Source organism: Couchioplanes caeruleus, assembly GCF_003751945.1.
Classification (GTDB): Bacteria; Actinomycetota; Actinomycetes; order Mycobacteriales; family Micromonosporaceae; genus Actinoplanes; species Actinoplanes caeruleus.
The window spans coordinates 2,766,640-2,785,620 of sequence record NZ_RJKL01000001.1 but is presented as its reverse complement, the minus strand read 5'-3'; the positions used below and the strand labels follow the sequence as shown (position 1 = coordinate 2,785,620).

General features: G+C 71.4%; 17 protein-coding genes and 1 pseudogene. 14 read left to right on the top strand and 4 right to left on the bottom strand.

Annotated elements, in window-relative coordinates:
* Positions 1-198: 198 nt before the first annotated feature.
* The 3 genes from EDD30_RS12225 (at position 199) to EDD30_RS39035 (ending at position 3,342) form a co-directional block, all read left to right on the top strand.
* Positions 199-405, top strand: a complete 207-nt coding sequence (locus tag EDD30_RS12225) for a hypothetical protein (protein WP_071808124.1) — start codon at positions 199-201, stop codon at positions 403-405.
* 401 nt (positions 406-806) lie between these two features.
* Entirely contained in the window at positions 807-2,360 is a 1,554-nt protein-coding gene (locus EDD30_RS12220) for an ATP-dependent DNA ligase (RefSeq protein WP_123678253.1), read from the top strand.
* Between the two features lie 754 nt (positions 2,361-3,114).
* The gene (locus tag EDD30_RS39035; RefSeq protein WP_071810248.1) at positions 3,115-3,342 is read left to right on the top strand and encodes a GNAT family N-acetyltransferase; all 228 of its coding nucleotides are present in this window, start codon (positions 3,115-3,117) and stop codon (positions 3,340-3,342) included.
* On the opposite strand, the gene EDD30_RS12210 is transcribed toward EDD30_RS39035, so the two are convergent.
* Entirely contained in the window at positions 3,325-3,783 is a 459-nt protein-coding gene (locus EDD30_RS12210) for a hypothetical protein (RefSeq protein ID WP_071810250.1), read from the bottom strand. The genes EDD30_RS39035 and EDD30_RS12210 overlap by 18 nt on opposite strands.
* A 127-nt stretch (positions 3,784-3,910) precedes the next feature.
* On the bottom strand, positions 3,911-4,726 hold the full coding sequence (locus tag EDD30_RS12205) for an SURF1 family cytochrome oxidase biogenesis protein (RefSeq protein WP_071810247.1): 816 nt from the start codon (positions 4,724-4,726) through the stop codon (positions 3,911-3,913).
* A gap of 104 nt (positions 4,727-4,830) precedes the next feature.
* On the opposite strand from EDD30_RS12205, the gene EDD30_RS12200 reads away from it, so the two are divergent.
* Both EDD30_RS12200 and EDD30_RS12195 read left to right on the top strand, forming a co-directional pair.
* Positions 4,831-6,399: a cobyrinic acid a,c-diamide synthase CobB gene (locus EDD30_RS12200; protein WP_071810246.1), complete on the top strand. Its 1,569-nt coding sequence runs from the start codon at positions 4,831-4,833 to the stop codon at positions 6,397-6,399.
* A gap of 321 nt (positions 6,400-6,720) precedes the next feature.
* Entirely contained in the window at positions 6,721-7,317 is a 597-nt protein-coding gene (locus EDD30_RS12195; protein WP_071810245.1) for a TIGR03086 family metal-binding protein, read from the top strand.
* 461 nt (positions 7,318-7,778) lie between these two features.
* On the opposite strand, the pseudogene EDD30_RS12190 reads toward EDD30_RS12195, so the two are convergent.
* Positions 7,779-9,920: pseudogene (locus tag EDD30_RS12190) on the bottom strand (transglycosylase domain-containing protein); the annotation flags it as partial.
* 89 nt (positions 9,921-10,009) lie between these two features.
* Between EDD30_RS12190 and cobC the strand changes: the two are divergent.
* From cobC to EDD30_RS12170, 4 genes are read left to right on the top strand one after another with little or no spacing between them, the layout of a single operon-like run.
* The gene (gene cobC / locus EDD30_RS12185; RefSeq protein WP_071810249.1) at positions 10,010-11,053 is read left to right on the top strand and encodes an Rv2231c family histidinol phosphate aminotransferase CobC; all 1,044 of its coding nucleotides are present in this window, start codon (positions 10,010-10,012) and stop codon (positions 11,051-11,053) included.
* Positions 11,050-12,102: a nicotinate-nucleotide--dimethylbenzimidazole phosphoribosyltransferase gene (gene cobT / locus EDD30_RS12180; protein ID WP_071810244.1), complete on the top strand. Its 1,053-nt coding sequence runs from the start codon at positions 11,050-11,052 to the stop codon at positions 12,100-12,102. The genes cobC and cobT overlap by 4 nt, the downstream gene beginning before the upstream one ends.
* A complete protein-coding gene (cobA, locus tag EDD30_RS12175; protein ID WP_071810243.1) occupies positions 12,099-13,292 on the top strand; it encodes a uroporphyrinogen-III C-methyltransferase in 1,194 nt (397 codons plus the stop codon). Before cobT ends, cobA begins: the two co-directional genes overlap by 4 nt.
* A gap of 28 nt (positions 13,293-13,320) precedes the next feature.
* Positions 13,321-13,695: a VOC family protein gene (locus EDD30_RS12170; RefSeq protein WP_071810242.1), complete on the top strand. Its 375-nt coding sequence runs from the start codon at positions 13,321-13,323 to the stop codon at positions 13,693-13,695.
* On the opposite strand, the gene EDD30_RS12165 is transcribed toward EDD30_RS12170, so the two are convergent.
* Positions 13,684-15,126, bottom strand: coding sequence for an alpha,alpha-trehalose-phosphate synthase (UDP-forming) (locus EDD30_RS12165; protein WP_071810241.1), 1,443 nt, complete (start codon positions 15,124-15,126; stop codon positions 13,684-13,686). The genes EDD30_RS12170 and EDD30_RS12165 overlap by 12 nt on opposite strands.
* 129 nt (positions 15,127-15,255) lie before the next feature.
* Here EDD30_RS12165 and EDD30_RS12160 point away from each other — a divergent pair, with 129 nt between their 5' ends.
* From EDD30_RS12160 to EDD30_RS12145, 5 genes are all read left to right on the top strand, one after another.
* The gene (locus EDD30_RS12160; RefSeq protein WP_143163080.1) at positions 15,256-15,795 is read left to right on the top strand and encodes a hypothetical protein; all 540 of its coding nucleotides are present in this window, start codon (positions 15,256-15,258) and stop codon (positions 15,793-15,795) included.
* Between the two features lie 119 nt (positions 15,796-15,914).
* A complete protein-coding gene (ettA, locus tag EDD30_RS12155) occupies positions 15,915-17,591 on the top strand; it encodes an energy-dependent translational throttle protein EttA (protein WP_071810239.1) in 1,677 nt (558 codons plus the stop codon).
* Positions 17,584-17,823 (top strand): hypothetical protein, encoded by a 240-nt coding sequence (locus EDD30_RS38245; RefSeq protein ID WP_148088131.1) that lies wholly within the window; start codon positions 17,584-17,586, stop codon positions 17,821-17,823. Before ettA ends, EDD30_RS38245 begins: the two co-directional genes overlap by 8 nt.
* Positions 17,820-18,230, top strand: coding sequence for an acyl-CoA thioesterase (locus EDD30_RS12150; RefSeq protein ID WP_071804479.1), 411 nt, complete (start codon positions 17,820-17,822; stop codon positions 18,228-18,230). Before EDD30_RS38245 ends, EDD30_RS12150 begins: the two co-directional genes overlap by 4 nt.
* Complete coding sequence (locus EDD30_RS12145; RefSeq protein WP_071804480.1) at positions 18,227-18,889, top strand: DUF8185 domain-containing protein; 663 nt, start codon at positions 18,227-18,229, stop codon at positions 18,887-18,889. The genes EDD30_RS12150 and EDD30_RS12145 overlap by 4 nt, the downstream gene beginning before the upstream one ends.
* Positions 18,890-18,981 lie beyond the last annotated feature (92 nt).

Here is an 18,981-nt window from a genome sequence, read left to right as displayed (position 1 = left end):
TCCGCTTGGCGGCTCGAGGCCGTGACGGGTCCGGTCCATGCCGGCGGCGGGCCGGCGATGCTCGCCGGTGTGACCGCGCTCGCCGTGTGGCGCCCGTCGGCCCCAGCCGCCGAGTTGGTCGGATGGCGCGGCCGATTCCGTTCACTTGATCGGATGAGTCGGCTGCGGATCGGAGATCATCCTTGATAGTATTCGAACATGAGTTCGAATGATGCCATCGAGGCGCTCCGCGCCGCCGGCAGCGCTCTGGGGGACGTCGATGTCTCCGGGTGGGACGACACTCTTCTCACCGACCAGCTCGCGGAGCTCTCCGCGGTCCTGTGCCAGCTCGACGCGCAGCTCAGCCGCGTCGCCGATGCCGTGCGAGCGCGTGGCTTCCGCATAGCGGAGCCGCTCGCCGCCTGATCTTCGTCCCATGGTCACGCCTGCTCCCGGCCGCGGACCCGGCGCCCCAGGGCTCCGACGGCGGCGGGTCGGCAGGAACCGCCGCTGTGACGGCGGGCTTCGTCGCCACGGAGCCCGGTGGAACGGCCGGCGGGCTGCCGGGTCCTCCCGACCCGGCGAGCTGCCGGGTCCTCCCGACCCGGCGGCGGTCCGGGCCGGCCCGCATGTCCCGCACGGCCGGCCCGGCAAGCTTTTTCGGGTCGGCTCGTATGTCCCAGTTGGCCGGCTCGGCAAGCTTTTTCGGGTCGGCTGTGTTCCGCAAGGCCGGCTCCGCAAGCTTTCCGGGCCGTTCTGACGTGTTTCACGGGGGAGCACGTCTCGACGGTCCGGAAATTGTCGGAGGTGGCTGCCAGGATGAGTCCGTGCAGTTCTCGGACCTGGCAGCCACCTCGGCAGCCGTCACCGCCGTCTCGGGCCGTAAGGCGAAGATCGACCTGCTCGCCGACGCCCTGCGACGCCTCGACCCCGGGGAGATCGCTCCCGGGTCGGCCTATCTCGCCGGCGAGCTAAGGCAGCGACAGACCGGCGTCGGCTATGCGAGCCTTCGAGACCTGCCGCCGCCCGCCGTCGAGCCGAGTCTGACCGTCGCCGAGGTCGACGCGCGGATCGCCGAGATCTCCGTGGTCTCGGGTGCCGGTTCCCAGGCCCGCCGTCGCGAACTGCTGGCCGCGTTGTTCGGCCGGGCCACCGCCGACGAGCAGCGGCATCTCGTCGGGCTCTTCGGCGGCGAGCTGCGCCAGGGCGCCCAGGCCGGCCTGCTCGCCGACGCGATCGGCAGGGCCGCCGAAGTTCCGGTCACCGCCGTCCGGCGCGCGCTGCTGCTCAGCGGCGATCTCAAGCAGGTGGCTGTCGCCGCGCTCGCCGGCGGGTCGTCCGCGCTGGCCGAGATCAGCCTGCGGGTCGGCACGCCGCTCACCCCGATGCTGGCGAGCAGCGCTCCCGACGTCGGGGCGGCCCTCGTCGCCACCGGCGTGCCCGCCACCGCGGACGTGAAGCTCGACGGCATCCGCATCCAGGTGCACCGCTCCGGCGACGACGTGGCCGTCTTCACGCGCAGCCTCGACGACATCACCGCGCGGCTGCCCGAGGTCGCCGCCGCCGCCCGTGCGCTGCCGGTCGACGACATCGTGCTCGACGGCGAGGCGATGGCCCTCGATGCCGCCGGCCGGCCCCGCCCGTTCCAGGAGACGTCCAGCCGGGCGGCGACCCGAGGTGCCCGCCGGGGCGGCAAGGCCGGTCCGGCCGAATTGCCCGCGCTCGTGCCGTTCTTCTTCGACCTGCTCCACGTCGACGGCACCGACCTTCTCGACGAGCCCGGCCGCGTCCGCTGGGCGGCGCTCGCGGACGCCCTGCCGGCCGGGCTCATCGTCGACCGCCGCACCGTCGAGACTCCCGAGCAGGCTCAGGAGGCTTTCGCCGCGGCGCTCGCCGCCGGCCAGGAGGGCGTCGTGATCAAGGCTCAGGAATCCCCGTACGACGTGGGCCGGCGCGGCGCCGCCTGGGTCAAGGTGAAGCCCCGCCACACCCTCGACCTGGTGGTGCTGGCGGTCGAGTGGGGGCACGGCCGCCGCAAGGGCTGGCTGTCCAACCTGCACCTGGGTGCGCGCGACCCGCGTACAGGTGGCTTCGTGATGCTCGGCAAGACCTTCAAGGGCCTGACCGACGAGCTGCTGCACTGGCAGACCCAACGCTTCAAGGAACTGGCCGTCGACGACTCGGGCTGGGTGGTGACGGTCCGCCCCGAACAGGTCGTCGAGATCGCCTTCGACGGGGTGCAGGCGTCACCCCGCTACCCGGGCGGAGTGGCGCTACGGTTCGCGCGAGTGCTCCGCTACCGCGACGACAAGCGAGCAGAGGAGGCGGACACGATCGACACCGTCAAGGCAATCGGCACCCCGGCGCCGCCGGACGACTGACGGTCGTGCGCCAGTTCCGCTACGGCCAGTTCCGCTACGGCCAAGACGCGCGTCTGATGTCGCTCGGCTCCGCGGAGCCACCATCGGAGACCACCTGCTCCAGGGGTGTGACTCCACCGTCGGTAGCCGGATGTCCTCGGCGCGCGCCGAGGCCGCAGGGGCGCACCCGGAGGCGACCGGGGCCGGCGCGCCCTGCTCAGCCGGCGGTGATGTGCGTCCAATCCAGAGATGTGCGTCCAGCCCAGATCCGCCGAACTTTGTGACCCATCACCGGAGGACAGATGCCGGAGTTGATCGCAACTACCGTCCGCCTGCACCGCGCCTGGCTCGACGCTCATGCGGAGTGGGGCCCCGGCCTGCACGAGGACGGTTTCGGGTTGCGGCCGAGCGACGACGTCGATACGCCGGGCCGGCTTTGCGGCCCGGGTCGCGCGGTTGGCCGACCACTCCGTTCCGGCGAAGAGCATCGATGCCGGCGAACGCCGGTGCGTGTATCGATGGATCGTCGAGAACGGTCGCGTGCTCGGCGGGGTCGCGCTGCGGTACGCCGCGAGACCGGCTCAGCGCCGGCGGGCCCCGTCGCTCCCGGTGGAGCGGGCCCCGTCGCTCCCGGTGGAGCGGGCCCCGTCGCTCCCGGTGGAGCGGGCCCCGTCGCTCCCGGTGGAGCGGGCCCCGTCATCCCCGCCGGAGCGGGGCACGACGCGGGCGGACGCGGACGACGACTACATCCAGTGGGCCGGACACATCGGTTACGGTGTCCGTCCTTGGCGAGCGTCGGCGCGGGCTGGCCGCGTGGGCGCTGGAGCGCATGCTCGACGAGGCACGAGCGCTCTCCCTCGACCGGCTCCTCGCTGTCTGCGCGGTCGACAATGTCGCCTCGGTGAAGGTGATCGAACGGTGCGGCGGCGTCTTCGAGGGCATCGGGGACACCCCGTTCGGACCTGCCAGGCGTTACTGGATCGACTTACAGCGCGGCCAGTGATCTGACGTAGTTGACCTGCTGGTGGACATAGGTGACGTGTCCCTGATCCGTGACCGGGATCCGAGCCACATACTGCCGGGTCCCGTTCGTCACGGTCACCTGCACCGTCCCACGCGGAATCGTCACCTTGACCAGCAGGAACAGCAGGCTGAACACCGTCAGGACGCAGAACCCCACGATGGAGGCCACGATCGCCCAGGTGGGGATCTTCGTCTCGTGGTGCCAGTAGTCGCTGACCGTCCAGGTCGAGCCCGCGAGCGGGATGTCGCCGGCCGGGGTGTGGACGACCGTGGAGGTCACACCCATGTCGCCGATCTGGACGATGACCGGGCCCGGTGCGGCCCACGCGCCCGGGGCGGGCGGGGGCGGGGCCGGGGCGAGCGGGGGCGGGGCCGGCACACTCCACGGGTCGCTCGGGGCCGGATCCTGGGAGAACGTCACCTGCAAAACCCTAGCCGGGCACCAAACACACGAAAACCCCAGCGAAGACCAGCGGTCGCCCCGGGTCGAGGCAGATCGGTAGATCGACGCCGCCAGGGCGTCGCGGTCAGGCCGCTGAATATGGCGGTCAGTCCGCTGGGCGTGCCGACTGCGCCGCCGTGCGCTGGTCGGCCTCCTCTACCCGGTCCAGCCGCTTCTTCGGCGTGTCGCCCTGTGCCTCCTTGCGGGCCTGCCACCCGTACGCCAGCAGCGCCATCACCGCGAACGTCCACCACTGGACCGCATAGCCGCCGTTCTGCCATGCGTCCTCGTGGTTGATCGGGATCGGGGAATATCCCTCCGCCGGCTCGCTGTGCAGGATGTACGCCCCGTACACGGGATAGGGAAGCTTCTCCGCCAGCCGGGGCAGCGCGATCCTGCGGGTGTCGATGCGTCCGTCCCGCTGCGTGATCGCCGACGGGCGGCTTTCCGTGAGGTGGATCTGGCCCACCACGGTGACCTCGCCCGCCGGGGGAGGGGGTGCCACCGGTGGAGACACCGCGTCGCCGTTGGCGGAGGGAACCCAGCCCCGGTCCACCAGCACCGCCGTACCGTCCGCCAGCACGAGAGGGGTCAGGATCTCGAAGCCGACCTTGCTGTTGACCGTACGCCCGCGGGCCTGGATCTCGTGCGTGGCGTCGTACCGTCCCGTCACGGTGACCTTCGTCCATGCCCGGTCCTCGCCGGGCCTGGCGCCCAGCGTGCCCGGCGCGGTGGGCTTGGCCAGCACGGACGTCAGCGGCGCCGCCGGCGTCGAATCGGCGGCGTCGATGCGCTCGTTGACCGCTTTGCGCTCCTGATACCGGTCCATCTGCCAGTTGCCCAGGAACACCATGGCCACCGAGGCGGCCACGGTCAGCGCGGCCCCGGCGAGCCAGCGGGGGGTCAGCAGGAACCGGTACACGACCCGAGGCTACCGACGGGCGCTGGCGGTTGACAGGTAGGGTGCGACTTCCGGCGGTCAATATCACGTCGGCGGCGTTTTCCGTATCCCCGAGGGAGCCACTGATGACCACCCAATCACGTCTGGTGGTGAGCGCCCCCTCGTCCGGGCACGGCAAGACCGCGATCGCGGTGGGGCTGCTGGCCGCCTGCGCCGCCCGGGGTGTGCCCGCAGCCGGCTTCAAGGTGGGCCCGGACCACACCGACGCCGCGTACCTGGGCCTCGCCGCGGGCCGGCCGGGCCGCAACCTCGATCCGCGCCTGGTCGGCGCGCACCGCATCGCCCCGCTGTTCGCGCACGGCGCGGCCGGGTCGCAGGTCGCCGTCATCGAGGGCGCGATGGGCCTGTTCGACAGCCTGACGGGCCAGCCCGAGATCGACGGTACGGCGGCGGTCGCGGCCGCCCTGCGTGCGCCGGTGCTGCTCGTCGTGGACGTCGCCGCGATGGGGCATTCGCTCGCCGCGCTGGTGCACGGCTTCCGGATGTTCGACGAGATGGTGCACCTCGGCGGCGTCGTGCTGAACCGGGTGGCATCGCCGCGGCACGAGGAGATGCTGCGCACCGCCCTCGACGATATCGGCATGCCCGTGCTCGGCGCGCTCCGCCGCGGTGACCTGCCCGCGGTTCTGCCGGCCCGCGCGCAGGGCCCGGTGCCGGTCGCGCACCGTACGGTCGAGGCCGTCCGCGCCGTACGCCGACTGGGTGAAACCGTCGCCGAAAGCCTGGACCTGGACCGCATCATGGCGCTGGCGAACACCGCCCCGGCGCTACCCGGCGCGCCCTGGTCCCCGGCGGACGCGCTCGCCGAAGCCACCGGCGAGCCACCGGTCCCGCCGGAGCACCGCCCGGTGATCGCCCTCGCCGGCGGCCCCGGCGCGCCCTACACGTACGTGGAGACCGCGGAGCTCCTGTCGGCGGCCGGAGCGGACGTCGCGGTGATCGATCCGCTCCGCGACGAAACCCTCCCACCCGGCACCCGAGCCCTCATGATCGGCGCGGGACTCCCCGAGGAATACGCGGAGGAACTCTCCGCAAACCGCCGCCTGTGCGCCGCCGTCGCGCAACTCGCCCACGACGGCGGCCCGATCATCGCCGAGGGAGTCGGCCTGCCCTGGCTGGGCCGCGACTTCGACGGACGCCCGATGTGCGGAGTCCTCGACGCCTCCGCGACCACGGCCGCCCAGACGGTGGCCGGCTACCGCGAGGCGACGGCGCCGGCTCCATCCGCTCTGGCGCCGGCCGGGGCCAGGATCACCGGCTACAAGCAGCACCGGGCGATCGTCACGCCGCGCGCCGGGCAGGTCCCGGCGTGGACGTGGTCGGGCGGGCATCCGGAAGGCTTCATCTGGCGGCAGGTGCACGCCTCGCAGCTAGGACTGCACTGGGCGGGCGCGCCGGAGATCGCCCGCCGGGTCGTCGCGGCGGCGCTGCCGCCGGTCGCGGTTGCGGCGCCGATGATCGGTGGTTCACCGGCTGGTCCGGCCGGCGCCCAGATGAGTCCCGGGCCGATGGGTGCCGGGCCGTCGAGCGCCGTGCCGGCTCAGCCCGCCGCCTCCGCTGCGGGCACCTCACCGGACAACGACCCGGGCGAGGCCACACTGTCGCTCTCGGCCGTAACACCCACAAACCCTTGATGGGTACGGCCACACGAGTGCCGTGACACCAAGGCTCGCGACCGCCGAGGCGACCACAGCGGCGCGACGACGTCCGTCCGCCACGCCTCGCCGTGCCCTCTCTCACCGGGCCTCGCCGCGCCCCGTCTTGCCGCGCCTCCGCGTGTCCTGTCGCGCCGGGCTTCGTGTGTCCTGTCGCGCCGGGCTTCGCGTGTCTTGTGTCCGCCGGGCCTCGCCGCGCTCCGCCTTGTGCCGCACGGCGTGTCGTGGCTCGACACGCCGTGCGGCAATTGTCGCAGGGCGGCCTTACGGTGGGAGGGTCAGCGAGAAGGGAGAACGGCCGTGGCAGATCGTGTGCCCCTGGATTTCGACCCGCCGGTCCGTCGGATCCGGGCACTGCTCTTCGGCGTCACCGACGCTCATCTCACCGCACCGACGCCGTGTCCCGACTGGTCGGTCGGCGACTTGCTCGATCACCTCATGAGTCTCTGCTGGGCGTTCACCCAGGCGGCGCAGAAGAAGACCGACGGTGTCACCGCCTCGCCGCCACCCCCAGCGTCCGCGGCCAACCTTTCGCCCCACTGGCGTAGCCGGCTCCCCGTGGTCCTCGAAGACCTCTCCACCGCCTGGAAGCAACCGACCGCCTGGGAAGGAACGGCCCAGGCCGGCGGCGTGACCATGCCGGCCGCCGCCATGGGCAGCGTGGCGATCAACGAGCTCGTCATGCACGGCTGGGACCTGGCCCGGGCCACCGGCCAGGAATACGCCGCCGACCCTCGCATCCTCGAGCACCTGATCGAGTTCCTGTCCCAGGGCCCGGCGGAGGGCACCCCCGGACTCTTCGGCCCCGTGATCGACACCGACGACGAGGCGACACTCCTCGACCACGCGGTAGCCCTCGCGGGCCGCAACCCCCGCTGGCGCCCGGCCCCTCGCTGACAAACCCGACGTAACTCGCCCACCTCACCACCCAGCCAACGCCGGGCGGGTCGTGGTGGGGCGGGCCGCGACGTTGGCGGGCGAGCGACGCCCGGGCGGGCCGCGACGTTGGCGGGCGGGTGCGCGGGCAGGCGGGCCGTGGCGTTGAACGGGTCGCGATGGCGGGCGGCGCGCGACGCCGGGAGGGCCATGACGCCGGGCGGGCCACGACGCGGGACGGCCGGGCCCGCGTCGTCAGGATGCTGCGGTGCGTCTGGCCGGCGTCGGCCCATGTCGGCCATTCCGCCCCGGTGCCGCTCGCTCAGTCGGCGTCTCGCCGCCCCGTCGGGTCAGTCGTCGTCACCGTCGTCGTCACCGTCGTCGTCGTTGTCGTCGCTGTCGCTGTCGCTGTCGCTGTCGCTGTCGTCACCGCGCCAGTTATCGCCGTCGTTGCCGTCACGCCAGTTGTCGTTGCCTTCGCCGTGGGCGATCTCTCCGGAGGGCGGGGTGAACTTGGCCTTCGGCAGTCCCTTGAGGGCGTCCTTCAGCGTCTGCGCCACCGTGAACTTCGAGATGGTTCCCCGGCTGGACCCCACGGTGTTCTCCGGATTATCCGGGTCGGCCACGAAGGCCGCCGCCGCCAGTTGCGGCGTGTAGCCGCAGAACCATGCGCTCCGGTTGCTGTCCGTCGTTCCGCTCTTGCCGGCCACCGGCCGCTTCAGGATCGCGTGCACCATCGGTGAGGTCGACCATCCTCCGCAGCCGCCCTTCGCCGCCCCGTAGCCCGTCACGCAGCGGGCCGCGTCGGTCGCCGCCCGGGCCACCTCCGGGTTCAGTTCCTGCCGGCAGCGCGGTCCCGCGACCTTCTTGCCCTCGAATTCGAGGCTCGCCCCGTCGCGGGTGTTGATCATTTGGACCGGGATGGGCTCGCAGTACTTCCCCTCGGCGGCCAGGGTCGCGAAGACGTTGGCCATCTCGACGGGCGTCGCGTCGGTCACGCCCAGGGTGAACGCTCCCCAGCCGCTCCGGCTGTCGGGGTGGGCCAGGTCCTGGTCGATCTTCGTACGCCACTTCAGGCCGAGCCGTTCCGCCATCCGGACCGCCTTCTCCGCACCCACCTTCTGCACGAGCTGGACGAAGTACGTGTTCACCGACTTGCCGAAGCCGCTCCACATGGTCTGCCGACCGGTCATCGACGGGCTGGAGTTCTTCGGGCACCAGCGGATGCCGCAGGTCGCCGGGCCGGGGGCGGTGATGTACTTCGTCACGAACCGCGGCGGGGAGTAGAAGCTCGTGGACAGCGGCATGTCCTCCTCCAGCGCCGCCAGCATGGTGAAGATCTTGAAGGTGGAGCCGGCCTGGTAGCCGGCCATGTCGCCGCCGCCGAGGAGTGGGTTGACCGTGTTCGGGTAGTTGCCGCGGACCTGGTCGCGCCGGCGGCGGTCGCTGTGTTCGCCGTTGTTCTTCTGGTCCAGCGAGTAGCGGCGGTTCACGGCCATCGCCTTGATGCGGCCGGTGCCCGGCTCGATCACGACCTCGCCGTGGGCGTACACGCTCTTGCGCTTCTCCTTGTCCAGGATGTGCTTCATCGCCGACGCCTGGATCTTCGGGTCGAGGCTGGTGACGACCTTGTAGCCGCCGCGGCGGAGGTTGGCGAGGCGTTCCTGCGGGCTGGGGCCGAACGCCGGCTGTTCCATCCACCAGTTGCGGAGGTAGTCGCAGAAGAAGCCCCAGTCGTTCTCCTTCTGGGGCACCGACACGCAGTCGTTCGGCGGCGACGTCAGGTTCAGCTTGATCTTCGACTTCTGCGCCGACCGGGCCTCGGGCTCGCTGATGGCACTCATCTTGAGCATCTGCTCGATGACGTAGTTGCGCCGGTCGGTCGCCGCCCGCTGGTCGTTGACCGCCGGGTCGTACGCGGACGGGGCCTTGACCAGCCCGGCCAGCAGGGCCGCCTCGGTGAGCGTCAGATCCCTGGGCGTCTTGGAGAAGAAGACCTCCGAGGCCGCGAAGATTCCGTACGCCCGGTGCCCGAAGTACGCCGAGTTGAGGTACCGCTGCAGGATCTCCTGCTTGGAGATGCGCTGCTCCACCTCGATGGCGAGGCGCATCTCCCGCAGCTTGCGTTCGGTGGTCTGCTCGGTGGCCTCGAGCGCCTCCTTGGGCGTCTTCGCGCCGTCGCGCAGGGCCATCCGTACGTATTGCATGGTCAGCGTCGATGCGCCCTGCGAGACGCCGCCGGCCTGCTGGTTCGCGACGAAGGCGCGGGCGACGCCCTTGGGGTCCACGCCGTTGTGCTCGTAGAAGCGGGTGTCCTCCGACGCCACGATCGCACTCGTGATGTACGGCGACATGTCCTCGATCCGGGTGGGCTTGCGATGTTCCTCGTAGAACATGGTGAGCAGCGTTTTGCCGTCGTTGGCGTACACGTAGGTGGTCTGCGCCGACGGCACGACCGTGAGCTGTTCGGGCATGCTCTGCAGGGCGTCCGCCCCGGTCTTCGCTCCGACCCCGGCGAGGGCGACCAGCGGGAAGAGCAGGCCGGCGATCGCGAGTCCGGCGATGAGTCCGGCCCGGATGAGCGGGGCGAGTCGTCCAGCTTGGGCGAGTCCGGTCTTCGTCACCCTTCGAAGGTATGACAAAAAGCCTCATGTCCTGACGGAACGGCCGAAGTGGGCCCTGCTTTCCCGTCCGGCATGCTGGGCCTGTGGAGATGGATCTGCACCACCACGGCGACGCCGAGGTGGCACCCGGGCTGGTCGATCTGGCGGTCAACGTCCGGCGGCACCCGATGCCCCCCTGGCTCGCCGATCCGATCGCGGCGACGCTGGCCGATCTGGCCGCCTATCCCGACGCCACCCGGGCCACCGCCGCCGTCGCGCGGCGCCACGGCCGGACCCCGGCGGAGGTCCTGCTGACGGCCGGGGCCGCGCAGGCCTTCGTGCTGATCGCCCGGGCGATCGCGGCGCGCCGGCCGGTGGTCGTGCATCCCCAGTTCACCGAGCCGGAGGCGGCCCTGCGCAATGCGGGCCACGACGTCGCTCGGGTGCTGCTGCGTGAGGCGGACGGGTTCCGCCTGGATCCGGCGAGCGTGCCGGAGGACGCCGACCTGGTCTTCGTCGGCAATCCCACCAATCCGACCTCCGTCCTGCATCCGGCCGCGGACATCGCCGCGCTCGCCCGGCCGGGACGCGTCCTCGTCGTCGACGAGGCCTTCTCGGACACGACCTGGCGTGCCGGCGTCGCCGGGGAGCCGGAGTCGCTCGCGGCCCGCACGGACCTGCCCGGTCTGGTCGTCCTGCGCAGCCTCACCAAGACCTGGGGCCTGGCGGGCCTGCGGATCGGCTACGTCCTCGCGGAGCCCGCGGTGATCGGCCGGCTGGCCGCGGCCCAGCCGCTGTGGGCCGTGTCGACACCGGCCCTCGCGGCGGCCGAGGCATGCGCATCGCCGGTGGCCGTCGCCGCCGAGCGGGACATCGCGGCGGCCCTCGCCGCCGAGCGCGACCATCTGGTCGCGGGCCTCCGCAACGTGCCGGACGTCACTGTTGCCGGAGAGCCGGCCAGCGCCTTCGTCGCGCTGCACCTCCCCGGCGCCAGCGAAATGCGCCTTAAGCTGCGCAAACGAGGGTACGCGGTCAGGCGCGGCGACACCTTCCCGGGGCTGGGCGCCGACTGGCTGCGGATCGCCGTACGCGACACTGCCACCAGCGACGCGTTTCTGGCGACGCTGACCGACGTGGTGAAGGAGCGACCGTGACCCTGGAGCCGACCCTCGCGGCCATCCGGCCCGCCGACGAGCCCGCGATGGCCGCCGCCCGTGACCTGCAAGCCCGGCTGACGAAGCCGGCGGGTTCGCTGGGCGCGCTCGAGGAGCTGTCCGTACGCCTGTCCGGCCTCGCCGGCACCTGCCCGCCGCCGATGCCGGAGCCCGCGGCCATCGCGGTCTTCGCCGGGGACCACGGGGTGCACGCCCAGGGCGTCACGCCCTGGCCGCAGGAGGTCACGGCGCAGATGGTGGCCAATTTCGTCGGCGGGGGAGCGGTGATCAACGCCTTCGCCCGGCAGGTCGGCGCCTCGCTCATGGTGGTCGACGTCGGCGTGGCCGTCCCGCTGCACGGCGGCGACACCCTCCTGGACGCCAATGTCCGCCGGGGCACCCGCGATCTGGCCGTCACCGCGGCGATGACCGAGGACGAGGCCCGGGCGGCGCTGGAGGCCGGGATCTCGGTCGCCGGGGCTCTGGTCGACGGCGGGGCGAGGTGCCTGCTCACCGGCGACATGGGCATCGCGAACACCACCCCGGCGGCGGCCCTGATCGCGGCCTTCACCGGCGCGGATCCCGCCGCGGTCACCGGCCGGGGCACGGGGATCGACGACGACACGTACGCGCGCAAGGTCGACGTGGTCGCCCGGGCCCTCGCGCTCCACCGCCCCGACCCGGCCCGCCCGCTCGCGGCGCTGGCCGCCGTCGGCGGTCTGGAGCACGCCGCCCTGGCCGGGTTCATCCTCGGCGCCGCCGCCCGCCGTGTCCCGGTGATCGTCGACGGCGTCATCGCGGCCTCGGCGGCGCTGGTGGCGGCGGCGTTCGCGCCGGACGCCGTCGCGGCGATGGTCGCCGGGCACCGCTCCGCCGAGCCGGGCGCGACCGTGGCGCTCGCCCATCTCGGCCTGGTCCCGCTGCTCGACCTGGGCATGCGGCTCGGCGAGGGCTCCGGCGCCGCCCTGTCTCTCCCACTGGTCGCGGGCGCGGTGCGCGTGCTGCGCGAGGTGGCCACCTTCGATTCGGCGGGGGTCTCGGAGAAGTGAGTCTCTATCCACTCGCTTTGCGGCTCGAGGGCCGTCCGGTGCTCGTCGTGGGTGGCGGGTCGGTGGCGACGCGCCGGGTGCCGGCCCTGCTGGATGCCGGGGCCCGGGTCCGGGTCGTGTCGCCGGTGCTCACCCCAGCGCTGCGCGCGCATCTGGACGCCGGGCGGCTGACCTGGCGCGAGGGCCGCTTCGAGCCCTCCGACCTGGACGGTGCCTGGCTCGTCCAGGTGGCGGTGGACGATGTCGCGGCGGCGGCACAGGTCAGCGTCGCGGCGGAGGAGCGCCGGATCTTCTGCGTACGCGCGGACGACCGCGACGCCGCGACGGCCTGGACCCCGGCGGTGACCCGGCAGGGGCAGATCACCGTCGCGGTGACCGACGGCGGCGACCGCCGCAACGCGATAGCGCTGCGGGATCTCGTCGCCGCCGCGCTGGAGAACAACGAGCTGGCCGCCCGGCGAGGCGAGCCCGGCCAGGTCTTCCTGGTCGGCAGCGGCCCCGGCGACCCGGAGCTGATCACGGTGAAGGGCCGCCGGCTGCTCAACCGGGCCGACGTCGTGGTGGCGGACCGGCTCGTGCCCGGCATGCTTCTCGACGAGCTGCGTCCCGAGGTGGAGCTCGTCGACGCCGCCAAGATCCCGTACGGTCCGTCCGTCGCCCAGGAGGAGATCAACCGGATCCTGGTCGAGAAGGCCCTGGACGGCAAGGTCGTGGTGCGGCTCAAGGGCGGCGACCCGTTCGTCTTCGGCCGCGGCGGCGAGGAGGCGCTGGCGTGCGCCAAGGCGGGCGTGCCCGTCACGGTCGTGCCCGGGGTGACCAGCTCGATCGCCGCGCCCGCGCTGGCCGGCATCCCGGTCACCCACCGCGGGGTCGCGCACGAGTTCACGGTCGTGTCGGGGCACGTCCCGCCGGAGAGCGACCAGTCCCTGGTGGACTGGGCGGCGCTGGCCCGGCTGCGCGGCACCCTGGTGATCCTCATGGGCCTCAAGAACCTGCCGAAGATCGCCGAGAAGCTGCTGGCCGAGGGGCGCCCGGGCGACACCCCGGCCGCCGTCGTGCAGGAGGGTTCGACGAGCGCGCAGCGGGTGCTGCGGAGCACCCTGGGCGAGGTCGCGGCGGCGACGGCCGCGGCGGGGCTGCGCCCACCGGCCGTGGTCGTTATCGGCGAGGTCGTTCCCGTGCTGGGATAGTCACCCTACGGGTGGGTAATCCATGCCCATGAGTGAGCGACCGCAGATGACCGTTGCCGGGGTGGTCCTCGACTCCCCGGATGCGCAGGCGCTCGCGGCGTTCTACCAGCGCCTGCTGGGCTGGAACGTCGTGCAGGACGAGCCGGGCTGGGTGAAGCTGGGCGCCCCGGGCGGCGGCCCGGGGCTGTCGTTCCAGACCGAGTCCGCCTACGTGCGCCCGGTCTGGCCGGCCGGCCCCGGCGACCCTCAGATGAGCGTCCATCTCGACATCCACGTCGACGATCTTGACGCGGCCTGCCTGCACGCCGAGAAGGCCGGGGCCACCCTGGCCGACTTCCAGCCGCAGGAGGACGTCCGGGTCTACCTCGACCCGGCCGGCCATCCCTTCTGTCTATTCCTGTGAGTCGTCTCCGTCGGCCGTCTCCGTGGAGCCGTCCCTGTCGGCCGTCTCGGTGACCCCGAGCTCCTCGAGGAACGAGCGGGCCCATTCGGCGACGTCGTGGGTGCGCAGGTGCCGCTGCATCACCCGCATGCGGCGCTTGAGCTCGGCCGGTTCCGCGCCCGCGGCCCGCAGCAACGCGTCCTTGACGCCGTCCGGGTCGTGCGGGTTGCAGAGGAACGCCTGCCGCAGCTCGGTCGCCGCGCCGGCGAACTCGCTGAGCACCAGTGCGCCGCCACGGTCCGAGCGGCAGGCGACGTACTCCTTGGCGACGAGGTTCATGCCGTCGCGCAGGGGCGTGACCATCATGACGTCCGCCGCCACGTACAACGCGGCGAGCTCCTGCCTGCTGTACGACTGGTGCAGGTAGTGCACGGCCGGCATGCCGACCTTGCCGAACTCGCCGTTGATCCGGCCGACCTCGCGCTCGACCTTCACCCGCAGTGTCTGGTAATGCTCGACGCGCTCCCGGCTGGGAGTCGCGACCTGCACCATCACCGCGTCGGGCACCTTGAGCTTGCCGTCGGCGAGCAGTTCGCGGAACGCCTTGAGCCGCAGCTCGATGCCCTTGGTGTAGTCGAGCCGGTCGACGCCGAGGATGACCGTCTCCGGGTCGCCCAGCTCGGCGCGGATCTCCTTGGCCCGGGCCTGCACCTTCGGGTCGGCGGCCATGCGTTCCATGTCCCGCGTGTCGATGCTGATCGGGAAGGCGCCCGCCTTCACCTTGCGGCCGTCGACCTGGATCGACTGCCCCTCGTAGCGCAGGCCGAGCAGGTGCCGGGCGAGCCGGACGAAGTTCTGCGCGGCGAGCCGCTGCTGGAAGCCGACCAGGTCGGCGCCGAGCAGGCCGCGCAGGATCTCGGCGCGCAGGGGCATCTGCATGAACAGCTCGATCGGCGGGAACGGGATGTGCAGGAAGAAGCCGATCCGCAGGTCAGGGCGCATCTCGCGGAGCATCGCCGGCACGAGTTGGAGCTGGTAGTCCTGCACCCAGACGGTCGCGCCCTCGTCCGCGACGTCCGCCGCGGCCTGGGCGAATCGCTGGTTGACCGTCCGGTACGCCTCGCGCCAGCGCCGCTTGTAGACGGGCGTCTCGACGGCGTCGTGGTAGAGCGGCCAGATCGTCGCGTTCGACTGGCCCTCGTAGTAGCGCTCGAGCTCCTCGGCGCTGAGCGGCACCGGATGGATGTGAATGCCTTCGAGCTCGAACGGCTCCGGTGCCTCGCCGTCTCCGCCGGCCCACCCGATCCAGGTGCCCCGGTGCTGGGCGAGCACCGGGTGCAGGGCGGTCACGAGGCCGCCCGGGCTGGGGCGCCACTGCCGAACGCCGTCGACCATGACCTCGTCCACGGGCAGGCGGTTGGCGACTACGACAAAGGAACTTCGTTCGGCCACGCTGAGAGCACCTCCGGGTCGTTCTGGTTCCCCGCCCCTGAGCCTACTGTGCGTAAACGCATGGGGCGCGTTGAGACATCTTCCGGCCGTGCGGCACCGTGCTTGGTGAGCGGATGCCATCCTTGGCCGGTGAGCCTGCCCGCTGATCTTCCCCCGCCGCGACGACCACTGTTCTTCCCTGTGGTCATCGCCACGGTCTTCCTGAGCATCATCGGGATGTCGGCGGGATTCGTCCTGGGCACTCACCACGAGGCTGCTCCCGCCCCTGATCCCGGCCCCACCCGGCAAGACACCCCGGCCCGCCCGGCCGCCACCGATGACGCGAAGAAGTGCCCGGCGCAGATGCACGACACCGCCCAACGACTCGGTATCACCGATACGCTGACCCAGCTTCTGCGCGTGCGCACCACGGACACGGTCCCGGACAGGGACGTGACCGTCTGGATCTGCCAGGACTCCGGCGATCGCCTGTACTACCAGGCCAACCGGGGTGAGGAGGCCAGGTGGGCCGAGGGCGAGACCGCGCTCTTCCTGAGGGATGTGGTCCCCGAGGACGGCGGATACCTCGCCAAGGCCGAGGACGGCGTCAGAATCCGCGTGAACGAGCGGAAGCTGCGGATCTACGCGACAAACGGGGCCGTGGAGAGCCACAACGTCGAGACCTTCTGACCGGGTGGCGGGAATCCCCGCGGGCGGGGCGGGGTTGTCGTCAGTGGCCGGGAGCGACCTGGAAAGATTGTGCTCTCGTTCCGGCACCGGAAACCACGATCACGGAGGTAGGCCGCACCGTGGCCCAGTTCATCTACACCTTGGAGAAGGCGCGCAAGGCGCACGGCGACAAGGTCGTGCTCGACAACGTGACGCTGAACTTCCTGCCCGGGGTCAAGATCGGGGTGGTCGGTCCCAACGGCGCCGGTAAGTCCAGCCTGCTGAAGATCATGGCGGGCGTGGACCAGGTCAGCAACGGCGAGGCCCGGCTGATGCCCGGCTACACCGTCGGCATGCTCGCCCAGGAGCCGCCGCTCAACGACGCGAAGACGGTCCTCGGCAACATCGAGGAGGCCGTCGCGGAGACCAAGGCCAAGCTCGAGCGGTTCAACAAGATCGCCGAGCAGATGGCCACCGACTACAGCGACGAGCTGATGGAGGAGATGGGCAAGCTCCAGGAGGAGCTCGACCACGCAGGCGCCTGGGACGTGGACTCCCAGCTCGAGCTGGCGATGGACGCGCTGCGCTGCCCGCCGCCGGACGCCGACGTCACCCAGCTCTCCGGTGGCGAGCGCCGCCGGGTCGCGCTCTGCAAGCTGCTGCTCGAGGCGCCCGACCTGCTGCTGCTCGACGAGCCCACCAACCACCTCGACGCCGAGAGCGTGCAGTGGCTGGAGCAGCACCTCGCCAAGTACGCCGGCACCGTCATCGCCATCACCCACGACCGGTACTTCCTGGACAACGTGGCCACCTGGATCCTGGAGCTGGACCGCGGCCGGGCGTACCCGTACGAGGGCAACTACTCCACCTACCTGGACAAGAAGGCCCAGCGTCTCGCGGTCGAGGGCCGCAAGGACGCCAAGTTGAAGCGCCGGCTCTCCGAGGAGCTGGAGTGGGTGCGCTCCAACGCCAAGGCCCGCCAGACCAAGAGCAAGGCCCGCCTCGACCGTTACGAGGAGATGGCCACCGAGGCGGAGAAGACCCGAAAGCTCGACTTCGAGGAGATCCAGATCCCGCCGGGCCCGCGCCTGGGCAACACGGTGATCGAGGTCAACGACCTGGTCAAGGGCTTCGACGGCCACACGCTGATCGACCACCTGTCGTTCTCGTTGCCGCGCAACGGCATCGTCGGCATCATCGGCCCGAACGGCGTCGGCAAGACCACGCTCTTCAAGACCATCGTCGGCCTCGAGCAGCCCGACGAGGGCTCGGTCCGCGTCGGCGATACCGTCCACCTCTCGTACGTGGACCAGAACCGTGCCGGCCTCGACGGAGACCAGACGGTGTGGGAGGTCGTCTCGGACGGGCTCGACCACCTGATGGTCGGCAAGGTCGAGATGCCCTCCCGGGCGTACGTGGCCGCCTTCGGCTTCAAGGGCCCGGACCAGCAGAAGCCGGTCAAGGTCCTCTCCGGCGGCGAGCGCAACCGCCTCAACCTGGCGCTGACGCTGAAGATCGGCGGCAACGTGATCCTGCTCGACGAGCCGACCAACGACCTTGACGTGGAGACGCTCGGCAGCCTGGAGAACGCGTTGCTGGAGTTTCCCGGTTGCGCCGTGGTCATCTCCCACGACCGGATGTTCCTCGACCGGGTCGCCACCCACATGCTCGCGTGGGAGGGCACCGAGGAGGACCCCGACAACTGGTTCTGGTTCGAGGGCAACTTCGAGGCGTACGAGAAGAACAAGATCGATCGCCTCGGCGCGGAAGCGGCCCGACCGCACCGCGTCACATACCGCAAGCTCACGCGTGACTGAGTATCCCCGCGGCGGAAAACCGAAAGAAAACCCGATGGAGTATCCCCGCGGCGGAAAACCGAAAGAAAACCCGATGGAGTATCCCCGCGGCGGAAAACCGAAAGAAAACCCGATGGAGTATCCCCGCGGCGGAAAACCGAAAGAAAACCCGATGGAGTATCCCCGCGGCGGAAAACCGAAAGAAAACCCGATGGAGTATCCCCGCGGCGGAAAACCCAAGGGAACCCTATGAGGTTCATCTACGACGCGGCCGTGCGCTGGTCCGACATGGACGCGTACGGCCACGTCAATAACGCGCGCTTCCTCACTCTGTACGAGGAGGCGCGCGTCGCCATGTTCTTCGTCGGCGCGCGGGCGCAGGGGCTCACGTCGTTCGAGGACGGCATCGTCATCTCCCGGCAGGAGATCGACTACCTTCGCCCAGTGGACTACGGCGACACCGTACGCATCGAGCTGTGGGTCTCCGAGCTGCGGGTGGCGGCGTTCACCGTCTCCTACGAGCTTTTCGACGGTGATGTGCTCGCGAGCCGCGCCCGGTCGGTGTGCGTGCCGTACAACCTGGCCGAGGGTTTCCCCCGCCGGCTGACGGCGGAGGAGAGGGCCTTCCTCGAGCCCTACCGGGAAGTCTCGGCGGCGTGACCGGGCACGGCATCACCGGAGTTCCGGACGCCGGGGCGTTCCTCGCCCGGCTGACCCGCCTCGACCGGGCACTTCCCGTGCGGCTGCGGTCGAGCCGCCCCGAACGTACGGCGCTGTGGGCGAGGCTGCCGTGGGGCGTGCTGGTCACCCGCGAGGTGGCCGGTCCCGGGCCGGGCGACGCGACGGTGTCCGCGGACGCCTTGCTGTCCACATTGGCCGCGGGTGACGACGAGCTTCCGCCCCGTCGCGACGCGGACTGGCGCTGGCCGCTGCCGCCGGCCCGGATGCGCGCCGTCGAGTCGGTCGCCGCGTCCGAACTCCACCGGCTGGCGGCCGCGGCGGCGGGCACTCTGCGTGAGGTCACCTCGAGCGGGTTGAGTGGTCGTTCGGTGGGGCAGCGTGCGGTACGTGACGCCCTCCTGGATCACGCCGCGCTGGTCGTCACTCCGGCCGACGGTGGCTCGGTGACGGTGCCGCAGCGTCTCGTTCAGGCGGTCTCCCGGATGGGCTTCCTCGGACCGGCCGACATGGACGGTCCGGGAGCGCGCGTGTGCACAGCGGGACGATGGGTGGGACTTTCGGCACCATATGGAGTTGCGTGGCTACAGCCAGTCCAGGAATTGACTGTTATGCCTATAGGGGCTCACCCGAAAGGGTGATGCTGCATCGGTTGTCCGGTCGCGCCCTCCCTTTGAGGGGATGACCTCCGCGACCTGTACGGGTACCGTCGCCCCCGGGCCACCCGCCACGC

Bases quoted from the DNA above. Each gene is read 5' to 3' on its own strand.
- EDD30_RS12170 (WP_071810242.1), top strand. From the start codon at position 13,321: ATGAGTGAGCGACCGCAGATGACCGTTGCCGGGGTGGTCCTCGACTCC.
- EDD30_RS12225 (WP_071808124.1), top strand. From the start codon at position 199: ATGAGTTCGAATGATGCCATCGAGGCGCTCCGCGCCGCCGGCAGCGCT.
- EDD30_RS12150 (WP_071804479.1), top strand. From the start codon at position 17,820: ATGAGGTTCATCTACGACGCGGCCGTGCGCTGGTCCGACATGGACGCG.
- cobC (WP_071810249.1), top strand. From the start codon at position 10,010: ATGGATCTGCACCACCACGGCGACGCCGAGGTGGCACCCGGGCTGGTC.
- EDD30_RS12200 (WP_071810246.1), top strand. From the start codon at position 4,831: ATGACCACCCAATCACGTCTGGTGGTGAGCGCCCCCTCGTCCGGGCAC.